Genomic DNA, 23,895 nt, shown 5'->3' with positions numbered 1-23,895 from the left:
GTTTAGAATGGACTCTGGAGTCATCAATGGAGCTGTCATGGAAAGTCTGAGCGCTATCGGCGTATTCGTCGCCGCAGCCGAAGCCCGCAGCTTTGTCGGCGCGGGAAGAGCCTTGGGCATCTCGGCCTCCGCGGTGAGCAAAAGCATTGCGCGACTGGAGGCGAAATTCGGTGTGCGGCTGTTTCACCGCAGCACCCGCAGCATCACCTTGACTGCCGAAGGCACGCAGTTTGTCGAGCGTTGCCGTCGGGTCCTGGCGGAACTGGACATCGCCGGAGAGGAGCTTTCGCAAAATGTCTCGATGCCACAGGGACCGCTGCGCATCAGCCTGCCGATGATCGCCAAACCTTTTCTGTCGATGTTTGCCGAGTTCCAGTTGTGCTACCCCGATATCCAGCTGGATCTGGAATTCACCGACCGCCTGACCGATGTCATCACCGAGGGTTTCGACGCGGTGATCCGCAGCGGTGCGCCGAAGGACTCTGGGTTCTCGGCGCGGCCGCTGGGCACTTACCGCATGCTCATCGTCGCATCGGCCGAGTACCTGGCTCGCAAGGGGACGCCGCAATCGCCCGAAGATTTGCACCAACATGCCTGCATTCATTTTCGCTTTCCCAAATCCGGAAAATTGCAGACATGGCTGTTCAAGCGAGACGATCAGCCGGTCGAACTGGAGCTGCCACGTTCGATGATCTGCAATTCGGTGGAAGGGCGCATGGACCTCTCCGTGCAAGGTCTCGGCCTCACCTATGCCGCCGACTTTGTGGTGCGCGAGGCATTGGCCGATGGACGCTTGGTGGAAGTCCTCGAGGACTTCACCTGGGAGAAGGGCCAGTTCAATTTGCTCTGGCCATCCGGGCGGCAGGTGCCGCCGAAGTTGCGGGTGTTTATTGAGTTTGTGGTGGCGCACATGCCGCTGACGCCTGTGGCTCGTCCCTTGGTTTAACTCCCGCGCACACTGTCCGCCAAATGATTGAGCACCGCGCGGGTCTTCGCGCCCATGCGCTGACCCAACGGGATCAGCGCATGCACCGGCGGGCCGTCGACATCGGCGCCCGGCAACACATGCACCAGTTTCCCGGCCTCGACATAGGGTTGCGCCACCCGGTCGAGAATCTGTGTGATGCCCATGCCGTGCACGGTGGCTTCGATCAGGACTTGCCCGTCGCTCATGACCATGACCGGGTCCATGGCGATGTCGCGCACAAAGCCGTTGTCGAGGAGGGTCCAGGGCCGCAGGCGCCCGGTCGAGCCGCGAAAGACGATGGCGTCGTGGCTGGCCAGTTCGCTGACCGCGTTCACCGGGCCTCGGCGCGCAAGGTATTCCGGGGAGGCGTAAAGGCCGAAGCGCAGGTCGCACAGCTTGCGCACGGTCATGTCGCTGTCCTGGGGCAGTTCGCCGATCCGCACCACGATGTCCCAGCCTTCGGCCACCGGGTCGGACATGCGGTCGGTCAGCGCCAGTTCGAGCGTGACCTTCGGATAGCGCTGGCGCATGGCGGCGAACGTCGGCAGCAGCAGGCGACCGAAGCCTGCCGGTAAATCCAGGCGCACTCGGCCGATCGGTTCTTCGCGCCGCGCTGCCAGCGACAACTCCGCTTCGCGCAGCCCGTCCAGCGCGGCTTGTGCCGCCACCAGGTAAGTCTCGCCGTCTTCGGTCAGGCGCACCGCGCGAGTGGTGCGTTGGAACAGCTTGGTGCCAAGGCGCGCTTCGAGCCTTTGCACGGCCTTGCCGATGTTCGATTTGCTGCTGCCCAGGCCTTCGGCGGCCTTGGTGAAACTGCCGGTTTGGGCGACTGCGGCGAAAGCTGCGATGTCGGGAATCGAGGTGTCTGTGCGTTCGATCATTGTCTCTACCAGGGCGACTAAGCGTCTCGGGTGGGTCGGTTTATCAAGCAGGATGCGGCAGTCAGAATTGCTCCCACGGCTCCGGCAAGTCAAGCCCGAGCAGGACGTGAGGACGCCAACATGTTGACCCGACAGTCGCTCAGCTCGGGCGCCTACCTGGCGTGTTTTGACACGCTGCCCAAGGAGGTGCTCTGGACCCGTGAACGGATTGAACAATCATTCTTGGCCACGATGAACACCCGACCAGCGTCGCAAGGCATTTGGGTTTTCGGTTACGGTTCGCTGCTGTGGAATCCGGTGCTCGAATTCATCGACCAGCAAGCCGCGACGCTCCACGGCTGGCACCGCAGTTTTTGCCTGCGGATGATTTTTGGCCGTGGTTCGGAACACGCGCCGGGGCGGATGCTCGCGCTGGAACCCGGCGGGGTCACTCAAGGCCAGGCGTTTCAACTGCACCCCGACCGTGCCGATGAAGAATTGCTGCTGCTGTGGATTCGCGAAATGCCCACGGGGGCTTATCGACCACTCTGGGCGGATGTCACGCTCGACGATGGCCGCGAGGTCAGCGCGATTGTGTTTGTCGCCGAGCCGGATCATGTCCACTACGAGGCGGATTCCACTGTGGCGGTCATCGCGCCGTTGGTGGCCAGCGCTTCAGGACAATTCGGCAGCAATGCCGAATACGTCTTCAACCTCGCCACGGCGCTGGAGCAACGCGGTGATCGCGATGCCTGCGTCGATGCCCTGACCTGTGAATTGCAGCGTCTCTCTGATCGGTAACTCCCTCCTTATGAAGCTCATCGTCATCAGCAGTGCGGTGCTTGCGCCGTTGTATGTGTGTTCGCTATCGGTCGGCCTCCGGCATCGAGCTTGGCTTCAGGACACTTGCGCCGAAGCTGGCCCTGAGCAATTCGAACTCAAGGCAACGCGGAGCGCAGGGCCTGCGATTTATCAGCCACACCCCCCCCGTAGCAGCTGGCGAAGCCTGCGTTCGGCTGCGCAGCAGTCGTGAGATCAGGCAACGCGATCCTTCAGTAATACCGCGCATTCAGGTTTCACGACTGCTGCGCAGCCGAACGCAGGCTTCGCCAGCTGCTACAGGGGTTGCGTCTTGCTGGCGATGGCGGTTACGCATTCAACATTGATGTTGGTTGATCAACCGCTTTCGCTAGCAGGCTCGCTCCCACAAATTTATTGTCGCTTTATATGCTACAAATCGTCGCTAGTTAGGTTGTTTATCAAGAATGTAGCGACAGTCACACTTGGCCTCAGCCGGTTCTGATCTCCACGGAACCAACAAAAACACGAGGCCCCAAATGTCCACTTCCCGCAAACATCTGTCCGTCGCGCTGAGCGCGCTTGTTGTGGTCGGCCTCGGGGCCGGCCTTGCTGTTCATCATGGCTATAGCGTGAGCCCCGTCAGTTCGGCGGTGGCCGCGAACGTGGCACCGGCCACCGAGGTGGATGTCGCCCTGGTGGTGTCGCGCTCGATCTCGCAATGGCAGAGCTATTCGGGGCGGCTCGAAGCGGTGGACAAGGTCGATGTGCGGCCGCTGGTGTCCGGCACCATCGTCGCTGTGCATTTCAAGGACGGCGCCCTGGTGAAGAAGGGCGATCAGCTGTTCACCATTGATCCACGGCCGTATCAGGCTGAAGTCGATCGCGCCGCCGGGCAACTGGCCGCCGCTGAATCCCGGGCCGGTTACACCGCCACCGATGCGTCGCGCGCCGCACGCCTGATCGAAGCCAATGCGGTGTCGAAACGCGATTTCGATGAGAAACAAAACGCCTCTCGCGAAGCCGTTGCCCAAGTGAAAACCGCCAAGGCCGCGCTGGAAGTCGCGCGGATCAATCTGGCCTACACCGCGATTACCGCGCCCGTCAGTGGCCGGGTCTCCCGTGCGGAATTGACCGTCGGCAACAGCGTTTCCGCCGGGGCCAACGCGCCGTTGCTGACCACGTTGGTGTCGCTGTCGCCGATCTACGCCTCGTTCGATGTCGACGAGCAAACCTACCTCAACAACCTCAGCGCCGCGAACGGCCAGACCCCGGTGACCCTCGGCCTGGCCAACGAAAGCGGCTATTCCCGTGCCGGCGTGGTCGACTCGGTGGACAACCACCTCGACAGCAGCTCCGGCACCATCCGCGTCCGCGCCCGTTTCGATAACCCGCAAGGTGCGTTGCTGCCCGGCCTCTATGCGCGGCTCAAGGTCGGCGGCGACCAGCCCCACGCCGCGATCCTGGTCGACGACTCGGCCATCGGCACCGATCAGGCGAAAAAGTACGTGCTGGTGGTCGATGGCGAAGACCGTGTGCATTACCGCGAAGTCACCCTCGGCAATCTTCATGAAGGTCTGCGCGTGGTCACCAACGGGCTGCAGGCCGGCGAGCGCATCGTCGTCAACGGCATCCAGCGTGCCCGTCCCAACGACAGCGTTCGCGCCAACAGCATCGACATGGCCGACGTTTCACCCGTCGCCAAACCTGCGGCCTAAGGGGAGCAGACACTCATGAATATCTCGAAATTCTTCATTGACCGGCCGATCTTCGCCGGTGTGCTGTCGGTGCTGGTGCTGCTGGCCGGGCTGATTGCCCTGACTCAATTGCCCACCGCCGAATACCCTGAAGTGGTGCCGCCGTCGGTGGTGGTGCGCGCCGAGTACCCGGGCGCCAACCCCAAGGTCATCGCCGAAACCGTGGCTTCGCCGATCGAGGAGCAAATCAACGGCGTCGAAGACATGCTCTACATGCAATCGCTGGCCAACAGCGACGGCAAGTTGACCACCACTGTGACCTTCAAGCTCGGCACCGACCCGGACAAGGCCCAGCAATTCGTGCAGAACCGCGTGGCCCAGGCGTTGCCGCGTTTGCCCGAAGACGTGCAGCGCCTGGGCGTGACCACGGTCAAGTCGTCGCCGACCCTGACCATGGGCGTGAGCATTCTCTCGCCGAACAACCGCTACGACCTGACGTACCTGCGCAACTACGCGCTGATCAACGTCAAGGATCGCCTGGCGCGCATCCCCGGTGTCGGTGAAGTGGTGATGTGGGGCGCCGGCGATTACTCGATGCGCATCTGGCTCGACCCGCAGAAAGTCGCGCGGCTGAACCTGACAGCCACCGATGTGGTGAAAGCCATTCGCGAGCAGAACGTGCAGGTGGCGGCGGGGATCGTCGGCGGTGCGCCGATGATGAGCAACGTGCCGATGCAACTGAGCGTCAACGCCCAGGGCCGGCTGAAAACCGAGCAGGAGTTTCGCGACATCATCCTCAAGACCACGGGCGGCGCGGTGACTCGCCTGGCCGACGTGGCGCGGGTCGAGATGGCCGCCTCCGAGTACACCTTGCGGGCAATGCTCGACAACAATCCCGCCGTGCAGATGATCATCTTCCAGCAACCCAACGCCAACTCGTTGCAGATTTCCGATGACGTGCGCAAGGTCATGGAGGAGATCAAACAGGACATGCCTGACGGGGTCGACTACGGCATCAAGTACGACCCGACCCAGTTCGTGCGTGACAGCATCAACGCGGTGATCAAGACCCTGCTCGAAGCCATTGCCCTGGTGGTGCTGGTGGTGATCGTGTTCCTGCAAACCTGGCGCGCTTCGCTGATTCCGTTGCTGGCGGTGCCGGTGTCGATTGTCGGCACTTTCGCGCTGTTGCTGGGTTTCGGCTACACCATCAACGCCTTGTCGCTGTTCGGCATGGTGCTGGCCATCGGCATCGTGGTGGACGACGCGATCGTGGTGGTGGAGAACGTCGAGCGCAACATCGCCGCCGGCCTCTCGCCGCGTGACGCCACGTACAAGGCGATGCAGGAAGTCAGCGGGCCGATCATTGCCATCGCCCTGACGCTGGTCGCGGTGTTCGTGCCACTGGCGTTCATGTCGGGCCTCACCGGGCAGTTCTATCAGCAGTTTGCGATGACGATTGCGATCTCCACAGTGATCTCGGCGTTCAACTCGCTGACGTTGTCGCCAGCGCTGGCCGCGCTGTTGCTCAAGGGTCATCACGAGCCGAAAGACTGGCTGACTCGTGCCATGGACAGCCTGTTCGGGCGCTTCTTCAATGCCTTCAACCGGCTGTTCAACCGTGGCTCGGACAACTACGGCAAAGGTGTGCGCCGGGTGGTCAACCGCAAACTGGTGATGCTGGTGATCTACGCCATTTTGCTCGGTGGCGCGGTGTACATGGGCAAGATCGTGCCCGGCGGTTTCGTGCCGGGGCAGGACAAGGATTACGTGGTGGCCATCGTGCAGCTGCCGAGCGGCGCGACCCTGGAGCGCACCGAGAAAGTCGTGCGCCAGATGGGCGAAATTGCCCTGCAGATTCCCGGGGTGAGAAACGTGCCGCAGTTCCCCGGCCTGTCGGTGAGCCTGGCCAATTCGCCGAGCAGCGCGCTGGTGTTCGCGGTGCTGGAACCGTCGAACAAACGCAGCAAGGAGCAATCTGCGGCCGCCATCGTTGCGCAGTTGAACGCCAAATATGCCGGCATCAAAGAGGCTTCCATTGCGGTGTTCCCGCCGCCACCGGTGTCCGGCCTGGGCACCGTCGGTGGTTTCAAGTTGCAGATCGAGGACCGTGGCGCGTTGGGTTATGAAGCGCTGAACGCTGCAACCCAGGCGTTCCTGGCCGCTGCGGCGAAAGCGCCTGAACTGGGCCCGACGTTCTCGATGTTCCAGATCAACATGCCGCAGCTCAACGTTGAACTCGACCGGGTCAAGGCCAAGCAGTTGGGTGTGTCGGTGACTGACGTGTTCGACACCCTGCAGATCTACCTCGGCTCGATGTACGTCAACGACTTCAACGCGTTCGGTCGCGTGTATCAGGTGCGGGCCCAGGCCGATGCACCGTTTCGCGCTACCGCCGCCGATATCGGCTTGCTGAAGACCCGCAACGCTGCCGGCGACATGGTGCCGCTGTCGTCACTGCTCAAAGTCACCACCACCTACGGCCCGGAAATGGTCGTGCGCTACAACGGCTACACCGCAGCGGATATCAACGGTGGGCCGGCACCGGGCTATTCATCTGATCAGGCGCAGGCCGCGGTCGATCGCATCGCCAAGGAAGTTTTCCCGCGCGGCATCAGGTACGAGTGGACCGACCTGACCTATCAGCAAGTGCTGGCGGGTAACTCGGCGCTGTGGGTGTTCCCGATCAGCGTGCTGCTGGTGTTCCTGGTGCTGGCCGCGTTGTACGAGAGCCTGACCTTGCCGCTGGCGATCATCCTGATTGTGCCGATGAGCATTCTCTCGGCGTTGCTCGGCGTGTGGCTGACGGGAGGCGACAACAACATCTTCACCCAGATCGGTTTGATGGTGCTGGTGGGGTTGTCGGCGAAGAACGCGATCCTGATCGTCGAATTCGCCCGTGAACTGGAGATGCAGGGGCGCGGCATTGTCGAGGCGGCGATTGAAGCCAGTCGCCTGCGTTTGCGGCCGATTCTGATGACGTCCATCGCTTTCATCATGGGCGTGGTGCCGCTGGTGTTCTCCACCGGGGCCGGCGCGGAAATGCGCCAGGCCATGGGCATTGCGGTGTTCTTCGGAATGCTCGGCGTGACCCTGTTCGGACTGATGCTGACGCCGGTGTTCTACGTGCTGTTGCGCAAGCTGTCCGGAGTCAAGCACCTGGTGAACAAACACATCCACGAAACCACTGCCGCGTAACGAGGAGCACAGCATGAAATTTTTATCTGCACAGCGATTGTTGAAAGCCCCGTTGTTGGTGGTGACCTTGCTGGCGATTGCCGCGTGCTCCCTGGCGCCCACCTACGAAAAACCTGCATTGTCGATGCCGCCTGCGTTCAAGGAGGAACGTACCGAAGCACCGTTGAAACCCTCCGAAACGGGCAACTGGAAAACCGCGCAACCCTCGGAGGACGTAGCCCGTGGCCTGTGGTGGACGGTGTTCAATGACCAGACCCTGAACGGTCTGGAGCGCCAGGCGTTGGACGCCAACCAGAACCTGGCGGCGGCGACGGCGCGGGTGAAAGAGGCGAGGGCGCTGAATCAGTCTGCACGCTCGGCATTGTTCCCTTCCGTTGATGCCGGATTCGGTGCGACCCGCGAGAAGGTCTCGCCGGCCTCGCAGTTCCAGTCCGACAGCGGCAGTGGCGCGCAGCAAACGATGTGGCGGGCGCAGATGGGCCTGTCTTATGAAGTCGATCTGTTTGGCCGCGTGGCCAATAGTGTCGACGCGTCCGGCGCTGAAACCCAGCGCAGCGAAGCGTTGTTCCGTTCAGTGCTGCTGACGTTGCAGGCCGATGTGGCGCAAAACTACTTTGCCCTGCGGGAACTGGACGCCGAAGCCGCGGTGTTTGCCACCGCCGTGGATTTGCGTGAGCAAGCGCTGAAACTGGTGCAGCAGCGTTATTCCCTCGGGGACATCAGTGAACTGGACGTTGCCAGCGCCGAGGCAGAGCTGGCCACGGCGCGCTCCGATGCGATGACCGTGCAGCGTTTGCGTGCAGCGTCCGAGCACAGCCTGGCGGTGTTGCTGGGACAGAACCCGAGCACCTTCAGCCTGGCGGCCAATCCGCTGCAACCGGTTGATTTGCGGATCCCGGCCGGGTTGCCGTCGACGCTGCTGGAGCGGCGCCCGGACATTGCCGCGGCGGAACGTACGATGGCGGCGGCCAATGCGCGGATCGGGGTGGCGAAGGCGGCGTTTTTTCCATCGCTGACCTTGACCGGTTCGGGTGGGTTTGAATCCGGTTCGCTGGGCAATCTGTTCCAGTGGAGCAGCCGCACCTTCCTGCTGGGACCGTTGGCCGGCACGGCGTTGAACCTGCCGATCTTCGACGGTGGCAAGCGCAAGGGTGATCTGGCCAATGCCCGGGCCGAGTATGAGGAGGATGTCGCGCAGTACCGGCAGCAGGTGTTGGTGGCGTTTCGCGAAGTGGAGGACAGCCTTTCGCAGTTGAGGATTCTTCAGGGACAGACCCAGACGCAGGGGCAAGCCGTTGATGCATCGGCACGGGCGGCCAGGTTGTCCCAGGCGCAATACCGTGAGGGTGATGTGATCTTCCTCAACGTGCTGGATGCCGAGCGCAGTGTGTTGCAGGCGCGAAGGGCGGCGGTGCAGTTGCAGGGGCAGCAGGCGGTGGCGACGGTGAACCTGATTCGGGCGTTGGGGGGCGGTTGGGGGAGTGAGCCGGTTCAGGTTTCAATCCTCGACCAATAATCCGTTGAACCCATAAACCATCGCAGCCCTCAGCAACGCCTACATCGATCCCCTTGTAGGAGCTGGCTTGCCAGCGAAGGCGGTTGAACGGTCGACCTTCGCAGTGAGTCGCACATTGCCTTCGCTGGCAAGCCAGCTCCTACAAGGGATGTTTTTACATCCCTCATCCTCCGTTCGGCTGCGGAGCAGTCGTGATGGTGAAATCTGGGTTATACCTGAAAGTCATGATTGCTGGTTTTGGGGCTGCTGCGCAGCCCATCGCGGGCAAGCCATGCGCCTACAGGTCCATCACCGTCATGAGGAACGTGTTCCATGAAAAGCTCCGGTCCTAGTCCTGTCATCACCATCGCAGAGCAACCCGGCTGCCTGTTGGTGAAGTTTCACGGTATCCAGGTGGCCGCGTCCGCACGGGCGCTGGTGTTGCTGGAGGCCAACTATCCTCCGGTGTACTACGTTCCGCGGGAGGACATCGACGAAAAATATTATGCCCGCACTGATCACACCAGTTACTGCCCCTACAAGGGCGATGCCAGCTATTTCAGCCTGCAAATCCCGGGGCATGAAGGGGCCAACGCGGTGTGGAGTTATGAGGACCCCAAGGTGTCTGTCGAGCAGATTCGCGGATACGTGGCGTTTTATCCTGATCAAGTGACATTTGAGTTGCTCAAAGATGTCTGATTGTCGTTATTTTGGAGACAAAGTAGCCACTTTTTAACAGTTTATTTCCTTGTCGGCAAAATCCAGAATGTCCATCAACCCACCTTGGACACTCTGGATTCCCTCCATGACAACCTCATCCGGCCACGGCACCGACCGTGGCAAATTATTCATCCTTCTGGCGATCTGCCTCTCGGCGCTGGTGTTGCCCTTGAGCTTCACCGGCGGCGCCGTGGCCACCCCGGCGATTGGCCGCGATCTGGGCGGCAGCCCGGTGGCGCTGACGTGGATCACCAACGCTTTCATGCTGACCTTCGGCAGCCTGTTGATGGCCGCCGGAGCCCTGGCCGATGTCTACGGGCGCAAGCGTCTGTTCAGCCTCGGCATGCTGCTGTTCACCCTGGTTTCACTGGCTCAGGCGTTTGCACCTTCGGTGTTCTGGCTCGACGTGATGCGCGCCGTGCAAGGCGTGGCAGGTGCGGCAGCATTGGCTGCCGGCTCTGCGGCACTGGCCCAGGAATTCGAAGGACATGCCCGCACTCGTGCTTTCAGCATGCTTGGCACCACCTTCGGCATCGGCCTGGCCTTCGGCCCGTTGGCGGCGGGCATCCTGATCGAGCTGCTCGATTGGCGGGCGGTTTTCCTGTTTACCGCGCTGATCGGCGTGATCGCCATGCTCTTCGGCCTGCCGCGCATGCGCGAAACTCGCGACCCGGCCGCCAAGGGTATCGACTGGCCCGGCACGTTGACCTTCAGTGCCACCCTGGCGTTGTTCACCTTCGGCGTGATCCAGGCGCCGGAAAGCGGCTGGAGCAGCCCGTTGGTGATGGGCTTGCTGGCGACTTCGGCGCTATTGCTGGCTGCGTTCGTATTGATCGAACTGCGAATCAAGCGCCCAATGCTTGATCTGTCGCTGTTCCGCTACCCGCGTTTCGTCGGCGTGCAAATCCTGCCGATCGGCACCTGCTTTTGCTACATCGTGCTGGTGGTGATGCTGCCGTTGCGCTTTATCGGCGTGGAAGGCCTGAGCGAAATTGATGCCGGTTGGTTGCTGGTGGCGTTGTCGGCGCCGATGCTGGTGGTGCCGATCGTGGCGGCGACGCTGACCCGCTGGATCAACGCGGGCGTGTTGTCGGGGGTCGGGTTCCTGATCGCAGCCGTCGGCTTGCACTGGTTGAGCCTGTACCAAACGGGCGAACCGAAACTGGCGCTGATCCTGCCGATGCTGTTGATCGGTGTAGGTGCTGGCTTGCCGTGGGGGTTGATGGACGGACTGTCGGTGAGTGTCGGGCCCAAGGAACGTGCGGGCATGGCGGCGGGGATTTTCAATACCGCGCGAGTGGCGGGTGAGGGGATTACCCTGGCGATTGTCGCGGCGTTGTTGGCGTCCTTGGTGCAATCGAATCTGAGTGGCATTGCGCTGTCGGCGGATCCCGCGCGGCTGGCAGAAGCCGCGCAGCGAGTGACGACCGGGGACATGGGTGGCGCGGTGCATTTGTTGCCGGAAGTGGCCAGGCCGTTACTGGTGGCCGGGTATGCCGAGGCGTTTCAATACCTGCTGCATGTGTTGACGGTGATTACGGTGCTGTCGGCAGTGGTGGTCTTGAGTTTGCTCAGCCGTCGCCGCACCGAGGACGATCCGGTCGGTGTTCCTGCTCAAGTCTGACCCCGGCCTGATACTTTCAAAAACGTCAAAAGATCGCAGGCTGCGCCAGCTCCTACATGGCATGTGTACACCTGTAGGCGCTGGCGAAGGCTGCGATCTTTTGATGTCGATCGTTCCCATGCTCAAGCAAAAGATCGGACATCCACCAACGTGGATTGATCAATCTGGCTAATCGACGTCACTCCAGTCAACGTCATCGCTACGCGCATTTCCTTGGCGAAAATATCCAGCATATTCTCCACCCCGCGTTGACCATCGGCCGCCAGTGCATAGGCCATGGAACGCCCCAGCAATACGCCTTTTGCGCCCAGCGCCAACATCCGCACGACATCAAGCCCCGAGCGGATGCCCGAGTCGACCAGCACCGTCAGGTCATTGCCGATGGCTTGCATGATGGGCGGCAATGCCTTGGTGGTGGAGAGCACGCCATCCAGCTGCCTGCCACCGTGGTTCGACACCACAATGCCATCCGCGCCGAAACTGACCGCGTCTTTGGCATCCTGAGGGTCGAGAATGCCTTTGATGATCATCGGGCCTTTCCAGAAATCACGAATCCACTCCAGATCGCTCCAGCTGATCGAAGGGTCGAAGTTGTTGGCCAGCCAACCCATGTAGTCTTCGAGGGTGACGGCTTTACCGAGGTACTTGGAGATATTCCCAAGATCGTGTGGACGCCCCATCACGCCGACGTTGAATGCCCAGTCGGGTTTGGTCATGGCCTGAAGCATTCGTCGCGATGATGCAAAAGGACCTGACATGCCCGAGTGTGCGTCCCGGTAGCGGGCGCCAGGCGTGGGCATGTCCACGGTAAATACCAGGTTCTTCACCCCGGCGGCCTTCGCACGTTCCAGTGCGTTCCTCATGAAGCCCCGGTCTTTGAGCACATACAGCTGAAACCAGATCGATTGTTGGCTGTGGGCCGTGACTTCTTCGATCGAGCACACCGAGACGGTTGAGAGGCAGAGCGGGATGCCTTTGTTTTCCGCCGCTTTTACCGCCTGCACTTCGCCACGGCGGGCGAACATGCCGGTCAGTCCGACGGGTGCCAGGATGATCGGCATTGCCAGTGGCTGATCGAAGAGGGTGGTTTGCAGGCTCAGGGTTTCGACGTTTTTCAGGATCCGCTGGCGCAGGCTGATGCCTGTCAGGTCGGCGCTGTTGGCCCTCAGCGTGTGCTCTGCGTAAGCGCCCCCGTCAATGTAATCAAACAGGAACCGGGGAAGTTTGCGGCGGGCGGCCTCGCGATAGTCGGATGCGGATGAAATGATCATGGAGCCTCGGTCGGGTGAGTGGCGGGGCGATGGATGCGTGGTGTCAGAGTAGCGAAAACAACCCGGGTTTGCGGATGTTTCCCCGAAACCATTGTGGGAGCAACCGTCTTCACCATGCCGCTCGGCCTGTGGGAAAGGGGCGGCAGATCTGACGCCAAAGCAGCAGCAAGATCAAAAGATCGCAGCCTTCGGCAGCTCCTGCGTTGACCGTGTCGTCCCCCAACCCTTTGTAGGAGCTGGCTTGCCAGCGAAGGTCGTCAACGATGACGCGAGACGCTAAACACAGGCATCCGCGACGGCTTTTTCGGCGCGTTTGATTTCCTGCTTGATGTCAGTGGGTATTCGCTGTTTTTTGAGTTGTTGCTCGAGAAATTGCTGGCTTCCCTGGTTTTTTAACTCTGCGTCGGTTGCGGCGTCCTGCGTTTTCAGCTCGGCGGCGTGTGCGTCAATGACGGCTTCAACCTCGGCATCATTAGTTGCAGTATCCAGGGCACTGACCAATTTGCCCACCTCGGCCTTTTCGGCCTCTGCGTAACCTTCGACAGATAGCCCGGCAGCCATCGCTCGCGCTTGAATTTCCAGGGTTTCCATATGTTGCTGTGCTGTCTTGCACACTGCATCCCGCCGCTCGCTCTCGGCAGATTTCCATTCCATAAACTCATGCGCCGTAACACCAATCACCGTCATGATGATGACGACCCCAATCAAACTGCCTCTCACGTTTCGCAACCTCAACCGTCAAGGGGAACAGAGTTTCGTGAATATCGCCGAGTCCATTCGGCAAATTGAAAGCGTAGCAGGGGAGGCTGAAAAATTGCTTGCCGCCTGAATAACCAATGGAATAAACGCGGTGAGATCAGTCACCCTGGGCCGTTCAGGCATCATATATCATCCCTTTTGTCTGAAAATCCTTCCGCTGTTTTGTCTGGCAAGGGGGTAGGTTTCGCAAGCCTGGTTGAAGGTTAGCCTACGAATATCGCTGACAGCCGAGCCAGTGCGACCCACTCGGATTTTAGATGGATGGTCATGCAAAGCGGCCGTTTCTCGACGCGATCTCTACCCGACTCGCCGACCTCCAGTTACGCAACGCCGTGAGGCGCAGAAGGGCCGGGAGTGACGCGATATATGCTTCAACAGTGTGTAGACTTTCGCGCTTCGAACCTGGGAGCCTTACGTTCTGCGCTCCTGCCAGTCTGTGTATTGATTAAGGCGTGCTTATGGATCTGCGTCAGCTTGAAGCGTTTGCCGCTGTGATGTCGGCAGGCAGTGTCACCGCAGCAGGAAAGATGCTCGGTCGTTCCCAGCCATCGGTGACACGGGTCATTCAGGAACTGGAGCAAGAACTGGGTTTCGCTTTGTTCGAGCGCAGCGGGCCAAAGGTCACGCCGACCCACAAGGCGTTCATGATGTACGGCGAAGTCGAAAGCGCACTGCTGGGGATTCGCAACATTCGCCAGCGCGCGCAGCACATCGCTCGAGAAGAGAGTAATCAAATCAAACTGGTCGCGATCTCGGCGCTGGCGGCAGGGCTGTTGCCTATGGCGTTGTCGCGATTGCCTGACAGCCTGCGTCCGCAACAGATCCAGTTGCAGAGCATGTCGCCGGAAAATGTGGTGCAGGCGGTGCTGTCGAAAACCATGGACCTGGGCGCAGTGAGTCTGCCGCTGGAGCATCGCGGACTGGACATTCACTGGATCGGCGAGGCGCCTTGCGTCGCGGTGTTGCCGGCCAGCTCCGAACTGGCGGTGCACGAGGTGCTGTCGATGGAGCTGTTGGCGCAGCAGACCCTGATCACCATGGCCAATCCGTATCGTTTTCGCCGGCGCGTCGACAAGGCTTTCCACGATGCCGGTGGGCTACAGCCACGCATGCTCGACACCAACACCTCGTTGATTGCGATGCAGATGGCCAGGGTCGGATTGGGCGTTGCGCTGGTCGATCCCTTTACCGCCATGGGGGTGCCCCTGGAGGGCGTGGTGGTCAGGCCGATTGCCTGCAACATCCCGTTTTTCTTCGGCCTGATTTCGGCGTTCGCCAGCCCGTTGTCCGATGTGGCGCGTGCGCTGATCGACGAGATTGCCACGTCGGCAAAATGTCTCCTGCCGCAGATGATCATGCATGAAGCCAGCGTCCACGACGCTCTGTTGCAGAGTATTTACGCCGAGTAAAGCGCCCAGGCGTCCATGCATTCCATTGCTCTGTAATTCCATTTATGAATATCAATATACTTTTTTGCGCGTTGCAGGAATAAAAAACCCCTTTTAGTATTCACTTTAAGCATTCAAAGGCCTATAGAATTCATTTCTTGTCGCCCTGCAATGTTTTGAAGTGATTTCAATCAAAGGGTCGAGTGATGTGCTCTCGATCGTCATCGAGTAGCGATCAATGTCCGATGTAAACCCACCTGCCGGCCTCGCGGCACTCGAAGCACGCCTGCGCCAGGACCTGGACTGGCTCGACCTGCCCGCCAGTCCATGGGTCAAACCACGCCTCAGCGACGGCGCGGCCGTGCTCGATGTGGCGATCATCGGCGGCGGCATGGCCGGCTTGGCGCTGGCCGCCGAACTGCGCCACCTCGGTGTCGCTGCGGTGATTTTCGATCAGTCGGCGGCGGGCTTCGAAGGGCCGTGGGCCACCACCGCACGCATGGAAACCTTGCGTTCCCCCAAACACCTGACCGGACCGGCGCTGGGTTTGCCCGCGCTGACTTTCCGCGCCTGGTACGAAGCGCAATTCGGCGCCGAAGGCTGGGCCGCGCTGGACAAGATTGCGCGTCTGCAATGGGCCGACTACCTGCGCTGGTATCGCAAGGTATTGGCGCTGGATGTGCGCAACGAGCATCGCGTCAGCCGGGTTGCACCACGCGCCGACGGGTTGGTTGAGTTGGAGCTGGTGACGCCTGTACAGATGCACATTCTGTTGGCGCGTCATGTCGTGCTGGCCACCGGGCGTGATGGACTGGGCGGCCCTTGGGTGCCTGAGTTCGCTCGGCAACTGCCGCGTCAGTTGTGGGCGCATTCGGCGGACGGTTTGCAGGACGCGTGGTTTGAAGGCAAACGCGTCGCCGTCATCGGTGGCGGGGCATCGGCCATGGACAGTGCGGCGACAGCGCTGGAAGCCGGCGCGCAGGCGGTCGACCTGCTGATCCGTCGCGCCGAGTTACCCCGCATCAACAAAGGCAAGGGCGCTGGCAATCCGGGCATGATCCATGGCTATTGGCGTCTGCCGGATGCCTGGAAATGGCGCATTCGCAACTACCTCAATACGCAGCAAGTTCCTCCACCACGCAGCAGCACGCTCAGAGTGTCCAGCTCGGGCAGGGCGCGGTTTTTGTTGAACAGTCCGGTGGTGTCGGTCGAAGAAAATCCGGCTGGCGGTCTATGGCTGCACACGCCCACGGCCCGGATCGAAGCGGATTTCCTGGTGTTTGCCACCGGTTTCCGCACGGACTTTCAGCAGCGTCCGGAATTCGCGCCGTTCTCCTCGCACATCCGCGTCTGGCGGGATCGCTTCGAGGCACCGTCCACTGAACGTGATGCCGAGTTATCGGAACTGCCGGACTTGGGCGACTGTTTCGAATTTCAGGAAAAGATACCCGGCACTTGCCCGGGGCTGAACCACATCCATTGCTTCAGCTATCCCGCCGCACTGAACTATGGCGCGGTGTCCGGAGACATCCCGGCCATCAGCGAAGGCTCCAAACGCCTGGCTCATGCCTTGGTCGGCCAGTTGTTCAACGAAGACATCGCGCTGCATTTCGAATCCATGCGCAGCTACGCCGACCCCGAACTGCTCGGCGATGAGTGGGTGGCCGGCCAGCCGACTACCGAAGAGTGGCGGCAATGATCGGCTGGGCGCTGCGACGTTTGACTCAGTCACTGCTGGTTATTCTGCTGATGACTCTCGTGGTGTTCATCGGTCTGAACGCCATCGGCAATCCCATGGACATTCTGGTCGGCGAAGACCTCAATCAGGCGGAACGCTTGCAGGCCATCGCCCACCTGGGGCTGGACAAGCCGCTGTGGCAGCAATACCTGATTTTTCTCAAGGGCGCTGTCCACGGCAACCTGGGGCAGAGTTTTGTCTATCACGAAGACGCCATGCGCCTGATTCTGCAACGCCTGCCCGCGACGTTCGAACTGGCCTTCTGCGCGCTGTTCCTGGCCGTTGTGATTGGCGTCCCGTTGGGCATGTTTGCCGGCACCTATCCCGATCACCCGTTGTCGCGCCTGATGATGGCCGCCAGCATCGTTGGTTTTTCGCTGCCGGCGTTCTGGGTGGCGTTGATGATGATCATGCTGTTCTCGATCAAGTTGGGCTGGCTGCCCGCCAGTGGGCGCGGCGAAACCCGCGAGTGGCTGGGTGTGCAGTGGTCGTGGTTGACCCTCGACGGCCTGCAACACCTGTTGTTGCCGGCGCTGAACCTGGCGTTGTTCAAGATCTCGCTGGTGTTGCGCCTGACGCGCGCCGGCGTTCGCGAAGTGCTGCCACAAGAGTTCGTCAAATTTGCCCGGGCCAAGGGCCTTTCGCCGATGCGGGTGATGTGCATGCACGTCATGCGCAACAGCATGATCCCGCTGGTCACGGTGCTGGCGATGGAGTTGGGTTCGACCATCGCCTACGCCGTGGTCACCGAAAGCATCTTTTCCTGGCCCGGCGCCGGCAAGCTGATTCTGGACAGCATTAACACCCTGGACCGTCCAGTGGTGGTGGCCTATCTGATGGTGGTCGTGGTGATTTTCGTGGTGCTCAATCTGATTGTCGACGGCTTGTATTACCTGCTCGACCCGCGCGTGCGCATTGAGGTTTCCCGATGAATGCCCTGCAAAAAACAGCCTCGGTCGGCGTGCGCTTGCAGGCCCAGTCGCCTTGGCGTCGGGTGGCCGTGGAGTTCATGAATTCGCCGACGGCGGTGGTGGGGCTGTTGGGGTTACTGGCCATCGTGCTGGTCGCGGTTTTTGCCCCGTGGATCGTGGTGCAGAACCCCTACGACCTGATGCAACTCAACGTGCTCGATGCACGCCTGGCGCCGGGCAGCACCAACATGGACAGTGGCTACACCTATTGGCTCGGCACCGATGGTCAAGGCCGCGACCTGGTCTCGGCGATCCTGTATGGCTTGCGCATCAGCTTGTGGGTCGGTATCGGCTCGGCGCTGATCGCGGCATTGATCGGGTCGCTGCTGGGCCTGGTGTCGGCGTATATCGGTGGCTGGGTCGACGCCTTGTTGATGCGCCTGGTGGACTTGCTGCTGTCGTTCCCGGTGATTCTCATGGCGCTGATGATCCTCGCCTGGCTGGGCAAGGGCGTTGGCAATGTGATGCTCACGCTGGTCCTGCTGGAATGGGCCTATTACGCCCGCACCGCCCGTGGCCAGGCATTGACCGAAAGTCGCCGCGAATACGTCGACGCCGCGCGAGGGCAGGGGATTGGTCCATGGCGCATCGTCATCGGGCACATCCTGCCCAATTGCCTGCCGCCGCTGATTGTCATCGGCGCCTTGCAGATCGCTCGCGCCATCACGCTGGAAGCGACCTTGTCGTTTCTCGGTCTCGGTGTGCCAGTCACTGAGCCTTCGCTCGGCCTGCTGATCGCCAACGGCTTCCAGTACATGCTCAGCAACGAATACTGGATCAGCCTGTTTCCGGGGCTGGCGCTGTTGCTCACGATCGTCGCGATCAATCTGGTCGGTGACCGGTTGCGTGATGTCCTGAACCCGAGGTTGCAGCGATGAGCCTGCCTGAAGTGCTTTTGCCTCCGTCGACTGTGCAACAGCCAACCCTGGAAGTACGGGGCCTGTGCACCTCGTTCTACACCCGGGCCGGCGTGCTGCCGGCGGTGCGCGATCTGTCGTTGCAGGTCCAGCCGGGGCGGATTCTGGGATTGGTGGGTGAATCGGGGTCGGGCAAATCGGTGACCGGTTTTTCCATTCTCGGGCTGGTCGATGAGCCCGGTCGTATCAGTGCGGGCCAGGTGATGTTCAAAGGTCGAGACCTGACAAAACTCTCGGCTTCGCAATTGCGCGCGTTGCAAGGCAATCGGATCGCGATGATTTTTCAGGACCCGATGATGACCCTCAACCCGGTGCTGCGGGTCGACACGCAAATGATCGAAGCGGTGCGCGCCCATCGTCCACTGAGCCGGCGCCAGGCGCGCGAACACGCCAGCCGCACCTTGGCGCTGATGGGCATTGCCAGCCCTGAAGAACGCCTGCGCGCCTATCCGCATCAGTTGTCCGGCGGCATGCGTCAGCGGGTGGCGATTTCCATTGCGTTGCTGCACTCGCCTGACCTGATCATTGCCGATGAGCCGACCACGGCGCTGGACGTGACGATCCAAGCGCAGATCCTCAGCGAAGTGCAGAAACTGGTGCGCGAGCAGGGCACCTCGCTGATCTGGATCACGCATGACCTGTCGGTGGTGGCCGGGCTGGCAGATGATGTGGCGGTGATGTACGCCGGACGCATCGTCGAACAGGGTTCGGTCGCCGACGTACTCGATCGTCCGCCACACCCCCCCCCCCAAGGGTTGATCGATAGCCTGCCAAGCCGCAACCGGCGCGGTCAGCGCCTGCGGCAGATTCCCGGCATGGCGCCGGACCTGTCCGCGATGCCGGCAGGGTGTGCGTTCGCCGAACGCTGTTCGCGAGCGTCGCCGGCCTGCGCAGAGGAACCTGAACCTCGCGAGATCGTACCGGGCCAGACGGTTCGTTGTTTTCACCCGGGAGCCGCCGATGCTCAGTGATCAAATCCCCCTTATCGAATTGCACCAGGTCAGCAAGACCTTCGGCAAACCGCTGGAAGAACATTCCGTCCAGCACCTGCTGCAGCGGTTACACCTCTCGCGCCCCAAATCGGTGACCCATGCAGTCGACCGCGTAGACCTGCGCATCGCCCGTGGCGAAGTGGTGGGCCTGGTCGGTGAATCCGGCTGTGGCAAATCAACCCTCGGGCGCATGGTGGCGGGGCTGTTGCCAGTGTCTTCGGGCACGGCGGCGGTGGACGGCAAGTCGCTCGGTAGCATGACGGCGGATGAACGCCAGGCCGTGCGCCTGAAGGTGCAGATGATCTTTCAAGACCCGTCGTCGAGCCTCAATCCGCGACTGCGGGTCGACCGTATCGTTGGCGAGGGCGCGCTGCTGCACGGCTTGACCGACAATCAGGGCTTTGACGATTACGTCAGCGCGCAACTGCAACGCGCCGGGCTCAGCCCGCAGTTGCGCCAGCGCTATCCGCACCAGTTCAGTGGCGGTCAACGCCAGCGCATCGGCATTGCCCGGGCATTGGCGGTGCAGCCGCAACTGTTGGTCTGCGATGAGTCGGTGGCGGCGCTGGACGTGTCGATTCAGGCGCAGATTCTCAACCTGTTCATGGACCTGCGCGATGAACTGGGCCTGACGTATCTGTTCATCAGCCATGACCTGGGCGTGGTCGAGCACCTGTGCGACCGCGTGGTGGTGATGTACCTCGGGCGGGTGGTCGAGAGCGCATCGGTCGATGACCTGTTTGGCCGCGCCAACCATCCCTACACCCAGGCATTGCTGGCGCAGATCCCGCGTTTCGATGTCCGCAGTACCCGTTATGACGCGATCAAAGGGGAAATCCCCAGCCGGCTGAACCCGCCCGCCGGGTGTCATTTCCATCCTCGTTGCCCGCACGCTTCAGCGCGCTGTCGCGAGGAAGGTCCAGCACTCAGGGAGGTTTCGCCGAACCACCTGAGTGCGTGTCACCTCAACGACCATTTTTGAACGAGCGCTATGACGTTCGTCATGCCCATTGCCATTGCGTACAAGGAATTATTCATGAAGCCACTTGTTCGTTCACTGTTAGCCTCGGCGCTTATTCTGGCGGCCGGCAGTGCTGCCGCACAGACCCTGCGCATCGGTTACGCCGACCCCGTGTCGTCTCTCGATCCGCAACTCAACAACTACGCCGGCGACCGTTCGGTGGCGTTGCATGCCTTCGAATCGCTGGTCAGTCGCCGCGACGACAAAACCCTGCCGGGGCTGGCCAAGAGCTGGAAAGTCATCGATGACACGACCTGGGAATTCGCCCTGCGCGACGACGTGAAATGGCAGGACGGCACGCCGCTGACCGCCGATGACTTTGTGTTCTCGTTCGAGCGCGCCCGCAGTGTGCCGGGCAGCGTGGCCTCTTATGCCGGGTCCACCCGTACCGTGGAATCGGTCACGGCCAAGGACGATCACACGCTGATCATCAAGACCCGCACGCCGAACGCGAACCTGCTGCCGGACGTCGATTCGATCTACATCGTCAGCCGTCACGCCGGCGCCAATGCCAGCAGCGCCGATTACAACTCGGGTAAGGCCATGGTCGGCGTAGGGCCGTACCGTTTCGTTTCCTACGTGCCGGGTGACCGGACGATCTTCGAGCGAAATGATAGCTACGGGGGTGCCAAGCCGCCCTGGGACAAGGTCGACTACCGCTTCATCGCCAACGCCGCCAACCGCACCGCCGCGTTGCTGGCCGGCGATGTCGACGTGATCGACAAGGTCTCGCCCACTGATGTCGAGCGTTTGCGCAATACCCCGAGCGTCAACGTCTACGCCTATCAGGGCTTGCGTGCACTGATCATCCAGCCAAGCTTTCGCGAAGGCCCCAACGAGTTCATTCGTGATAACGCCGGCCAGCCGCTGGCCGAGAACCCGCTGCGTGATGTGCGCGTGCGCAAGGCGCTGTCTCTGGCGATCAACCGCCAGGCCATTGACGAACGCATCATGCAGGGCACCGTCACCGAGGCCAATCAATGGATGCCGGCCAATACGTTCGGCTACAACCCGGACCTGAAAAACATTCCGTACGACCCGAAACAGGCCAAGGAACTGCTGGCGCAGGCAGGCTTCCCGGACGGCTTCCAATTGACCGTGCATGTCCCGGGCGATCGCTATCCACAGGCGCCGGAAGCCATGCAGGCGGTGGCGCAGTTCTGGTCGCGGATCGGCGTCAAGGTCCAGCTTGAAGTGTTGCCGTGGGCCGTGTATGCCGGCAAAGCCAACAAGAATGAACTGGCGATCAGCGTGATCGCCTGGGGTAACGGCACCGGCGAAGCGGCGTATGCGTTGACCAACATCCTGACCACGGTGGACAGCAACAAAGGGCAGGGCGCCTCCAACTGGGGTCGCTACAGCAATCCGCTGGTGGACAAGGCGCTGGTGGATTCGACCGCCGAGTTTGATGAGGCCAAGCGCCGCAAGATCCTTCAGGAGTCGGTCAAGGTGGTCAGTGATGACGTCGGCATCATCCCGCTGTTCCACTACCAGAACATCTGGGCCGCCCGCAAAGGCCTGAAAGTCGAACCTCTGGTCAGCGACCGCACGGCGGCGACCATGGTCACCGAACTACCTTGAATCGATGTGCGCCAGAGCCCGCGCGGGCTCTGCGCGCAACACCTGCCAACCGTCTTACGGGATTTTTCATGACCTCGACCGCTGAACGTACTGCCGAGCCGGATTTGCTCGACAGCTTGCTCGACATCCAGCCGGGCACACCGCTGCACACCGTGCGCCACGCCCGGCACAAGGTCGCCTCGGCGACGCAGGGTAGCCACGATCTGTTTTTCGATCCGGCACTGGAAAACAACCTGTCATTGAGTGAGCGCCTGTGGGTGGCTTACTACGCGGCGCGACTGACGCCGCAAGCGACGTTGACCGCGCACTACCGGGAGCAATTGCAGGCGCTGGGCGTGGATGGAAGCGTGCGCGCAGCCGTCGACGCCGGTGCCATCGAAACGCTGGAAGATGCGCGTCTGCGGGCGATCCTGGGTTTCACCCGGACCTTGATCGAATCACCGGTCGACGGCGATCAAGCCGCGTTGCAAGCGCTGCAACATGAAAGCCTGAGCACCGCCGAAATCGTCGTGCTGGCGCAGTTGATTGCCTTCCTGTCCTATCAAGTGCGCCTGGCTGCTGGGCTCGGCGCGTTACTGTCTGCCGGAGCAGCCTGATGAGTGAGCCCATTCGCAGCAACGGTTTCACCAACGAAGTGTTGGGCTGGAAAGCCTGGCTGCCCACCGTCGACCTGGACAGCGCCACGCCCGAGCAAGTGGCGGTGCTGCAAGAGAGCCATCCGCAGGCCATGACGTCGGACTACTACCTGACGCTGGCGCACCACCCGGACATCCTTCGCCAGCGTTCGCAGGCCTTCAACGCCATCATGTATGCCCCCGGCGGTTTGTCCCGTGCCGAGCGCGAACTGGCGAGTACCGTGGTGTCGCGGGTCAATCGCTGCGTGTACTGCGCGTCGGTGCATGCGCAACGGTTCGAGCAACTGGCCAAGCGCAATGACGTGATCAGCGAGGTGTTTGCCGACCCTGCCACCGCCGGCACGACAGTTCGCGAAAAGGCCATCGTGCAGTTCGCCATTGACCTGACCCTGGCGCCGGCGTCGCTGAACGCCAGTCACATCCAAATGCTGCGCGAGCAAGGGCTGGACGACGCTCAAGTCCTGGATCTGATCCACGCGATTGCGATTTTCGCCTGGGCCAATCGACTGATGTTGAATCTGGGTGAGCCGGTGTTTGACCGCGACGTTTAATCGCCTGCTGTTTTTTTCTCGGGAGCGGCAGGCCAGGCATTGATGACCGACTGCAGGAATTGCTCGGACAACTCAGGGTTGTCCAGCGCTCGGGCAATCAGCATCGCACCGGTGATCGACGAGAGTATGCGTAGCGACTCCTGATACTTCTCGTCGTGGGTTTCCCCTTCGACAAGCGCCATCAGCGTATCGATCAAATGTTCGATGCCTTTGGTGAAGGAACTGCTGACAGCACCGCCGGTGCGGGCAACATCTGCGGCCAGTGCCGGGATGGGGCAGCCATCGATCCAGTTATTCAGATGCCCCAGCGTCAGGTAACGCTTGATGAGTTCGGGAACGGATTTGGCGTCTCGCCAGACATTGGACTCGAACGTGCGGGTGATCGCCTCCGAAGCCAGCTGTTCCTTGCCGCCCGGAAACTGTCCGTAAAAGCCGCCATGGGTCAGGCCCACGGAGCGCGACAGTTCGCCAATGCCGATGCCGTCGATGCCTTTTTCCCGGTACAGCCGAGACGCGGCCGTGAGGATCGCTTCTTTGTTCGCCGCGGCCTGGTCTTTCGTGACTTTCATGAGACTGCTCCTGTAGCGCACTGGGCCTCGCCTGCGCAAAGCTTGACTGAGAGGCTAGCTTTGATGATGCTCGTCATATAAAGTTGATGCAATGGCTTTGTCGGTATCGTCGGTAGTCTGGCGGATCCCGAGCCTGCGGCTCA

Annotated in this window: 20 protein-coding genes; 16 read left to right on the top strand and 4 right to left on the bottom strand. The window is 61.4% G+C overall.

The window, feature by feature from the left end:
• The first annotated feature begins 37 nt into the window (after window positions 1–37).
• Window positions 38–946, top strand: coding sequence for a LysR family transcriptional regulator (locus AEQ67_RS19795; RefSeq protein ID WP_059405516.1), 909 nt, complete (start codon window positions 38–40; stop codon window positions 944–946).
• Here AEQ67_RS19795 and AEQ67_RS19790 read toward each other — a convergent pair.
• Entirely contained in the window at window positions 943–1,848 is a 906-nt protein-coding gene (locus AEQ67_RS19790) for a LysR family transcriptional regulator (RefSeq protein ID WP_059405515.1), read from the bottom strand. The genes AEQ67_RS19795 and AEQ67_RS19790 overlap by 4 nt on opposite strands.
• 120 nt (window positions 1,849–1,968) lie before the next feature.
• Here AEQ67_RS19790 and AEQ67_RS19785 point away from each other — a divergent pair, with 120 nt between their 5' ends.
• The 6 genes from AEQ67_RS19785 (at window position 1,969) to AEQ67_RS19760 (ending at window position 11,359) form a co-directional block, all read left to right on the top strand.
• Window positions 1,969–2,628 (top strand): gamma-glutamylcyclotransferase, encoded by a 660-nt coding sequence (locus tag AEQ67_RS19785; RefSeq protein WP_059405514.1) that lies wholly within the window; start codon window positions 1,969–1,971, stop codon window positions 2,626–2,628.
• Window positions 2,629–3,164: 536 nt separating this feature from the next.
• The gene (locus AEQ67_RS19780) at window positions 3,165–4,343 is read left to right on the top strand and encodes an efflux RND transporter periplasmic adaptor subunit (RefSeq protein ID WP_059405513.1); all 1,179 of its coding nucleotides are present in this window, start codon (window positions 3,165–3,167) and stop codon (window positions 4,341–4,343) included.
• A gap of 15 nt (window positions 4,344–4,358) precedes the next feature.
• Window positions 4,359–7,520, top strand: coding sequence for an efflux RND transporter permease subunit (locus AEQ67_RS19775; RefSeq protein WP_059405512.1), 3,162 nt, complete (start codon window positions 4,359–4,361; stop codon window positions 7,518–7,520).
• 13 nt (window positions 7,521–7,533) lie between these two features.
• On the top strand, window positions 7,534–9,036 hold the full coding sequence (locus AEQ67_RS19770) for an efflux transporter outer membrane subunit (RefSeq protein WP_059405511.1): 1,503 nt from the start codon (window positions 7,534–7,536) through the stop codon (window positions 9,034–9,036).
• Between the two features lie 312 nt (window positions 9,037–9,348).
• Complete coding sequence (locus tag AEQ67_RS19765) at window positions 9,349–9,714, top strand: DUF427 domain-containing protein (protein WP_059405510.1); 366 nt, start codon at window positions 9,349–9,351, stop codon at window positions 9,712–9,714.
• Between the two features lie 106 nt (window positions 9,715–9,820).
• Complete coding sequence (locus tag AEQ67_RS19760) at window positions 9,821–11,359, top strand: MFS transporter (protein ID WP_059405509.1); 1,539 nt, start codon at window positions 9,821–9,823, stop codon at window positions 11,357–11,359.
• Between the two features lie 122 nt (window positions 11,360–11,481).
• Here AEQ67_RS19760 and lldD read toward each other — a convergent pair whose 3' ends face one another.
• Window positions 11,482–12,630 (bottom strand): FMN-dependent L-lactate dehydrogenase LldD, encoded by a 1,149-nt coding sequence (gene lldD / locus AEQ67_RS19755; protein ID WP_059405508.1) that lies wholly within the window; start codon window positions 12,628–12,630, stop codon window positions 11,482–11,484.
• Window positions 12,631–12,906: 276 nt separating this feature from the next.
• Entirely contained in the window at window positions 12,907–13,350 is a 444-nt protein-coding gene (locus tag AEQ67_RS19750) for a hypothetical protein (protein WP_236710385.1), read from the bottom strand.
• Between the two features lie 497 nt (window positions 13,351–13,847).
• Here AEQ67_RS19750 and AEQ67_RS19745 point away from each other — a divergent pair, with 497 nt between their 5' ends.
• The 9 genes from AEQ67_RS19745 to AEQ67_RS19705 all read left to right on the top strand — a co-directional run bounded on the left by AEQ67_RS19745 (window position 13,848) and on the right by AEQ67_RS19705 (window position 23,183).
• Window positions 13,848–14,798, top strand: a complete 951-nt coding sequence (locus AEQ67_RS19745; RefSeq protein ID WP_059405507.1) for a LysR family transcriptional regulator — start codon at window positions 13,848–13,850, stop codon at window positions 14,796–14,798.
• A 217-nt stretch (window positions 14,799–15,015) separates the two neighbouring features.
• Window positions 15,016–16,476 carry an NAD(P)-binding domain-containing protein gene (locus AEQ67_RS19740; protein WP_059405506.1) on the top strand — a complete coding sequence of 487 codons (1,461 nt, stop codon included), beginning with the start codon at window positions 15,016–15,018 and terminating at the stop codon, window positions 16,474–16,476.
• Entirely contained in the window at window positions 16,473–17,447 is a 975-nt protein-coding gene (locus AEQ67_RS19735; protein WP_059405505.1) for an ABC transporter permease, read from the top strand. Before AEQ67_RS19740 ends, AEQ67_RS19735 begins: the two co-directional genes overlap by 4 nt.
• Window positions 17,444–18,364, top strand: coding sequence for an ABC transporter permease (locus AEQ67_RS19730; RefSeq protein WP_059405504.1), 921 nt, complete (start codon window positions 17,444–17,446; stop codon window positions 18,362–18,364). Before AEQ67_RS19735 ends, AEQ67_RS19730 begins: the two co-directional genes overlap by 4 nt.
• The gene (locus AEQ67_RS19725; protein ID WP_059405503.1) at window positions 18,361–19,374 is read left to right on the top strand and encodes an ABC transporter ATP-binding protein; all 1,014 of its coding nucleotides are present in this window, start codon (window positions 18,361–18,363) and stop codon (window positions 19,372–19,374) included. The genes AEQ67_RS19730 and AEQ67_RS19725 overlap by 4 nt, the downstream gene beginning before the upstream one ends.
• Window positions 19,364–20,377 carry an ABC transporter ATP-binding protein gene (locus AEQ67_RS19720; RefSeq protein WP_059405502.1) on the top strand — a complete coding sequence of 338 codons (1,014 nt, stop codon included), beginning with the start codon at window positions 19,364–19,366 and terminating at the stop codon, window positions 20,375–20,377. Before AEQ67_RS19725 ends, AEQ67_RS19720 begins: the two co-directional genes overlap by 11 nt.
• A 54-nt stretch (window positions 20,378–20,431) precedes the next feature.
• Window positions 20,432–21,997: an ABC transporter substrate-binding protein gene (locus tag AEQ67_RS19715; protein ID WP_059405677.1), complete on the top strand. Its 1,566-nt coding sequence runs from the start codon at window positions 20,432–20,434 to the stop codon at window positions 21,995–21,997.
• A gap of 68 nt (window positions 21,998–22,065) precedes the next feature.
• Window positions 22,066–22,593, top strand: a complete 528-nt coding sequence (locus AEQ67_RS19710) for a CMD domain-containing protein (protein ID WP_059405501.1) — start codon at window positions 22,066–22,068, stop codon at window positions 22,591–22,593.
• Window positions 22,593–23,183 carry a peroxidase-related enzyme gene (locus AEQ67_RS19705; protein WP_059405500.1) on the top strand — a complete coding sequence of 197 codons (591 nt, stop codon included), beginning with the start codon at window positions 22,593–22,595 and terminating at the stop codon, window positions 23,181–23,183. Before AEQ67_RS19710 ends, AEQ67_RS19705 begins: the two co-directional genes overlap by 1 nt.
• Here AEQ67_RS19705 and AEQ67_RS19700 read toward each other — a convergent pair.
• Window positions 23,180–23,752: a TetR/AcrR family transcriptional regulator gene (locus AEQ67_RS19700; RefSeq protein ID WP_059405499.1), complete on the bottom strand. Its 573-nt coding sequence runs from the start codon at window positions 23,750–23,752 to the stop codon at window positions 23,180–23,182. The genes AEQ67_RS19705 and AEQ67_RS19700 overlap by 4 nt on opposite strands.
• Window positions 23,753–23,895 lie beyond the last annotated feature (143 nt).

This window comes from Pseudomonas sp. RIT-PI-q (assembly GCF_001297125.1).
GTDB lineage: Bacteria > Pseudomonadota > Gammaproteobacteria > Pseudomonadales > Pseudomonadaceae > Aquipseudomonas.
The sequence above is the reverse complement of the archived record's forward strand: the minus strand, read 5'-3'. Positions and strand labels throughout refer to the sequence as shown.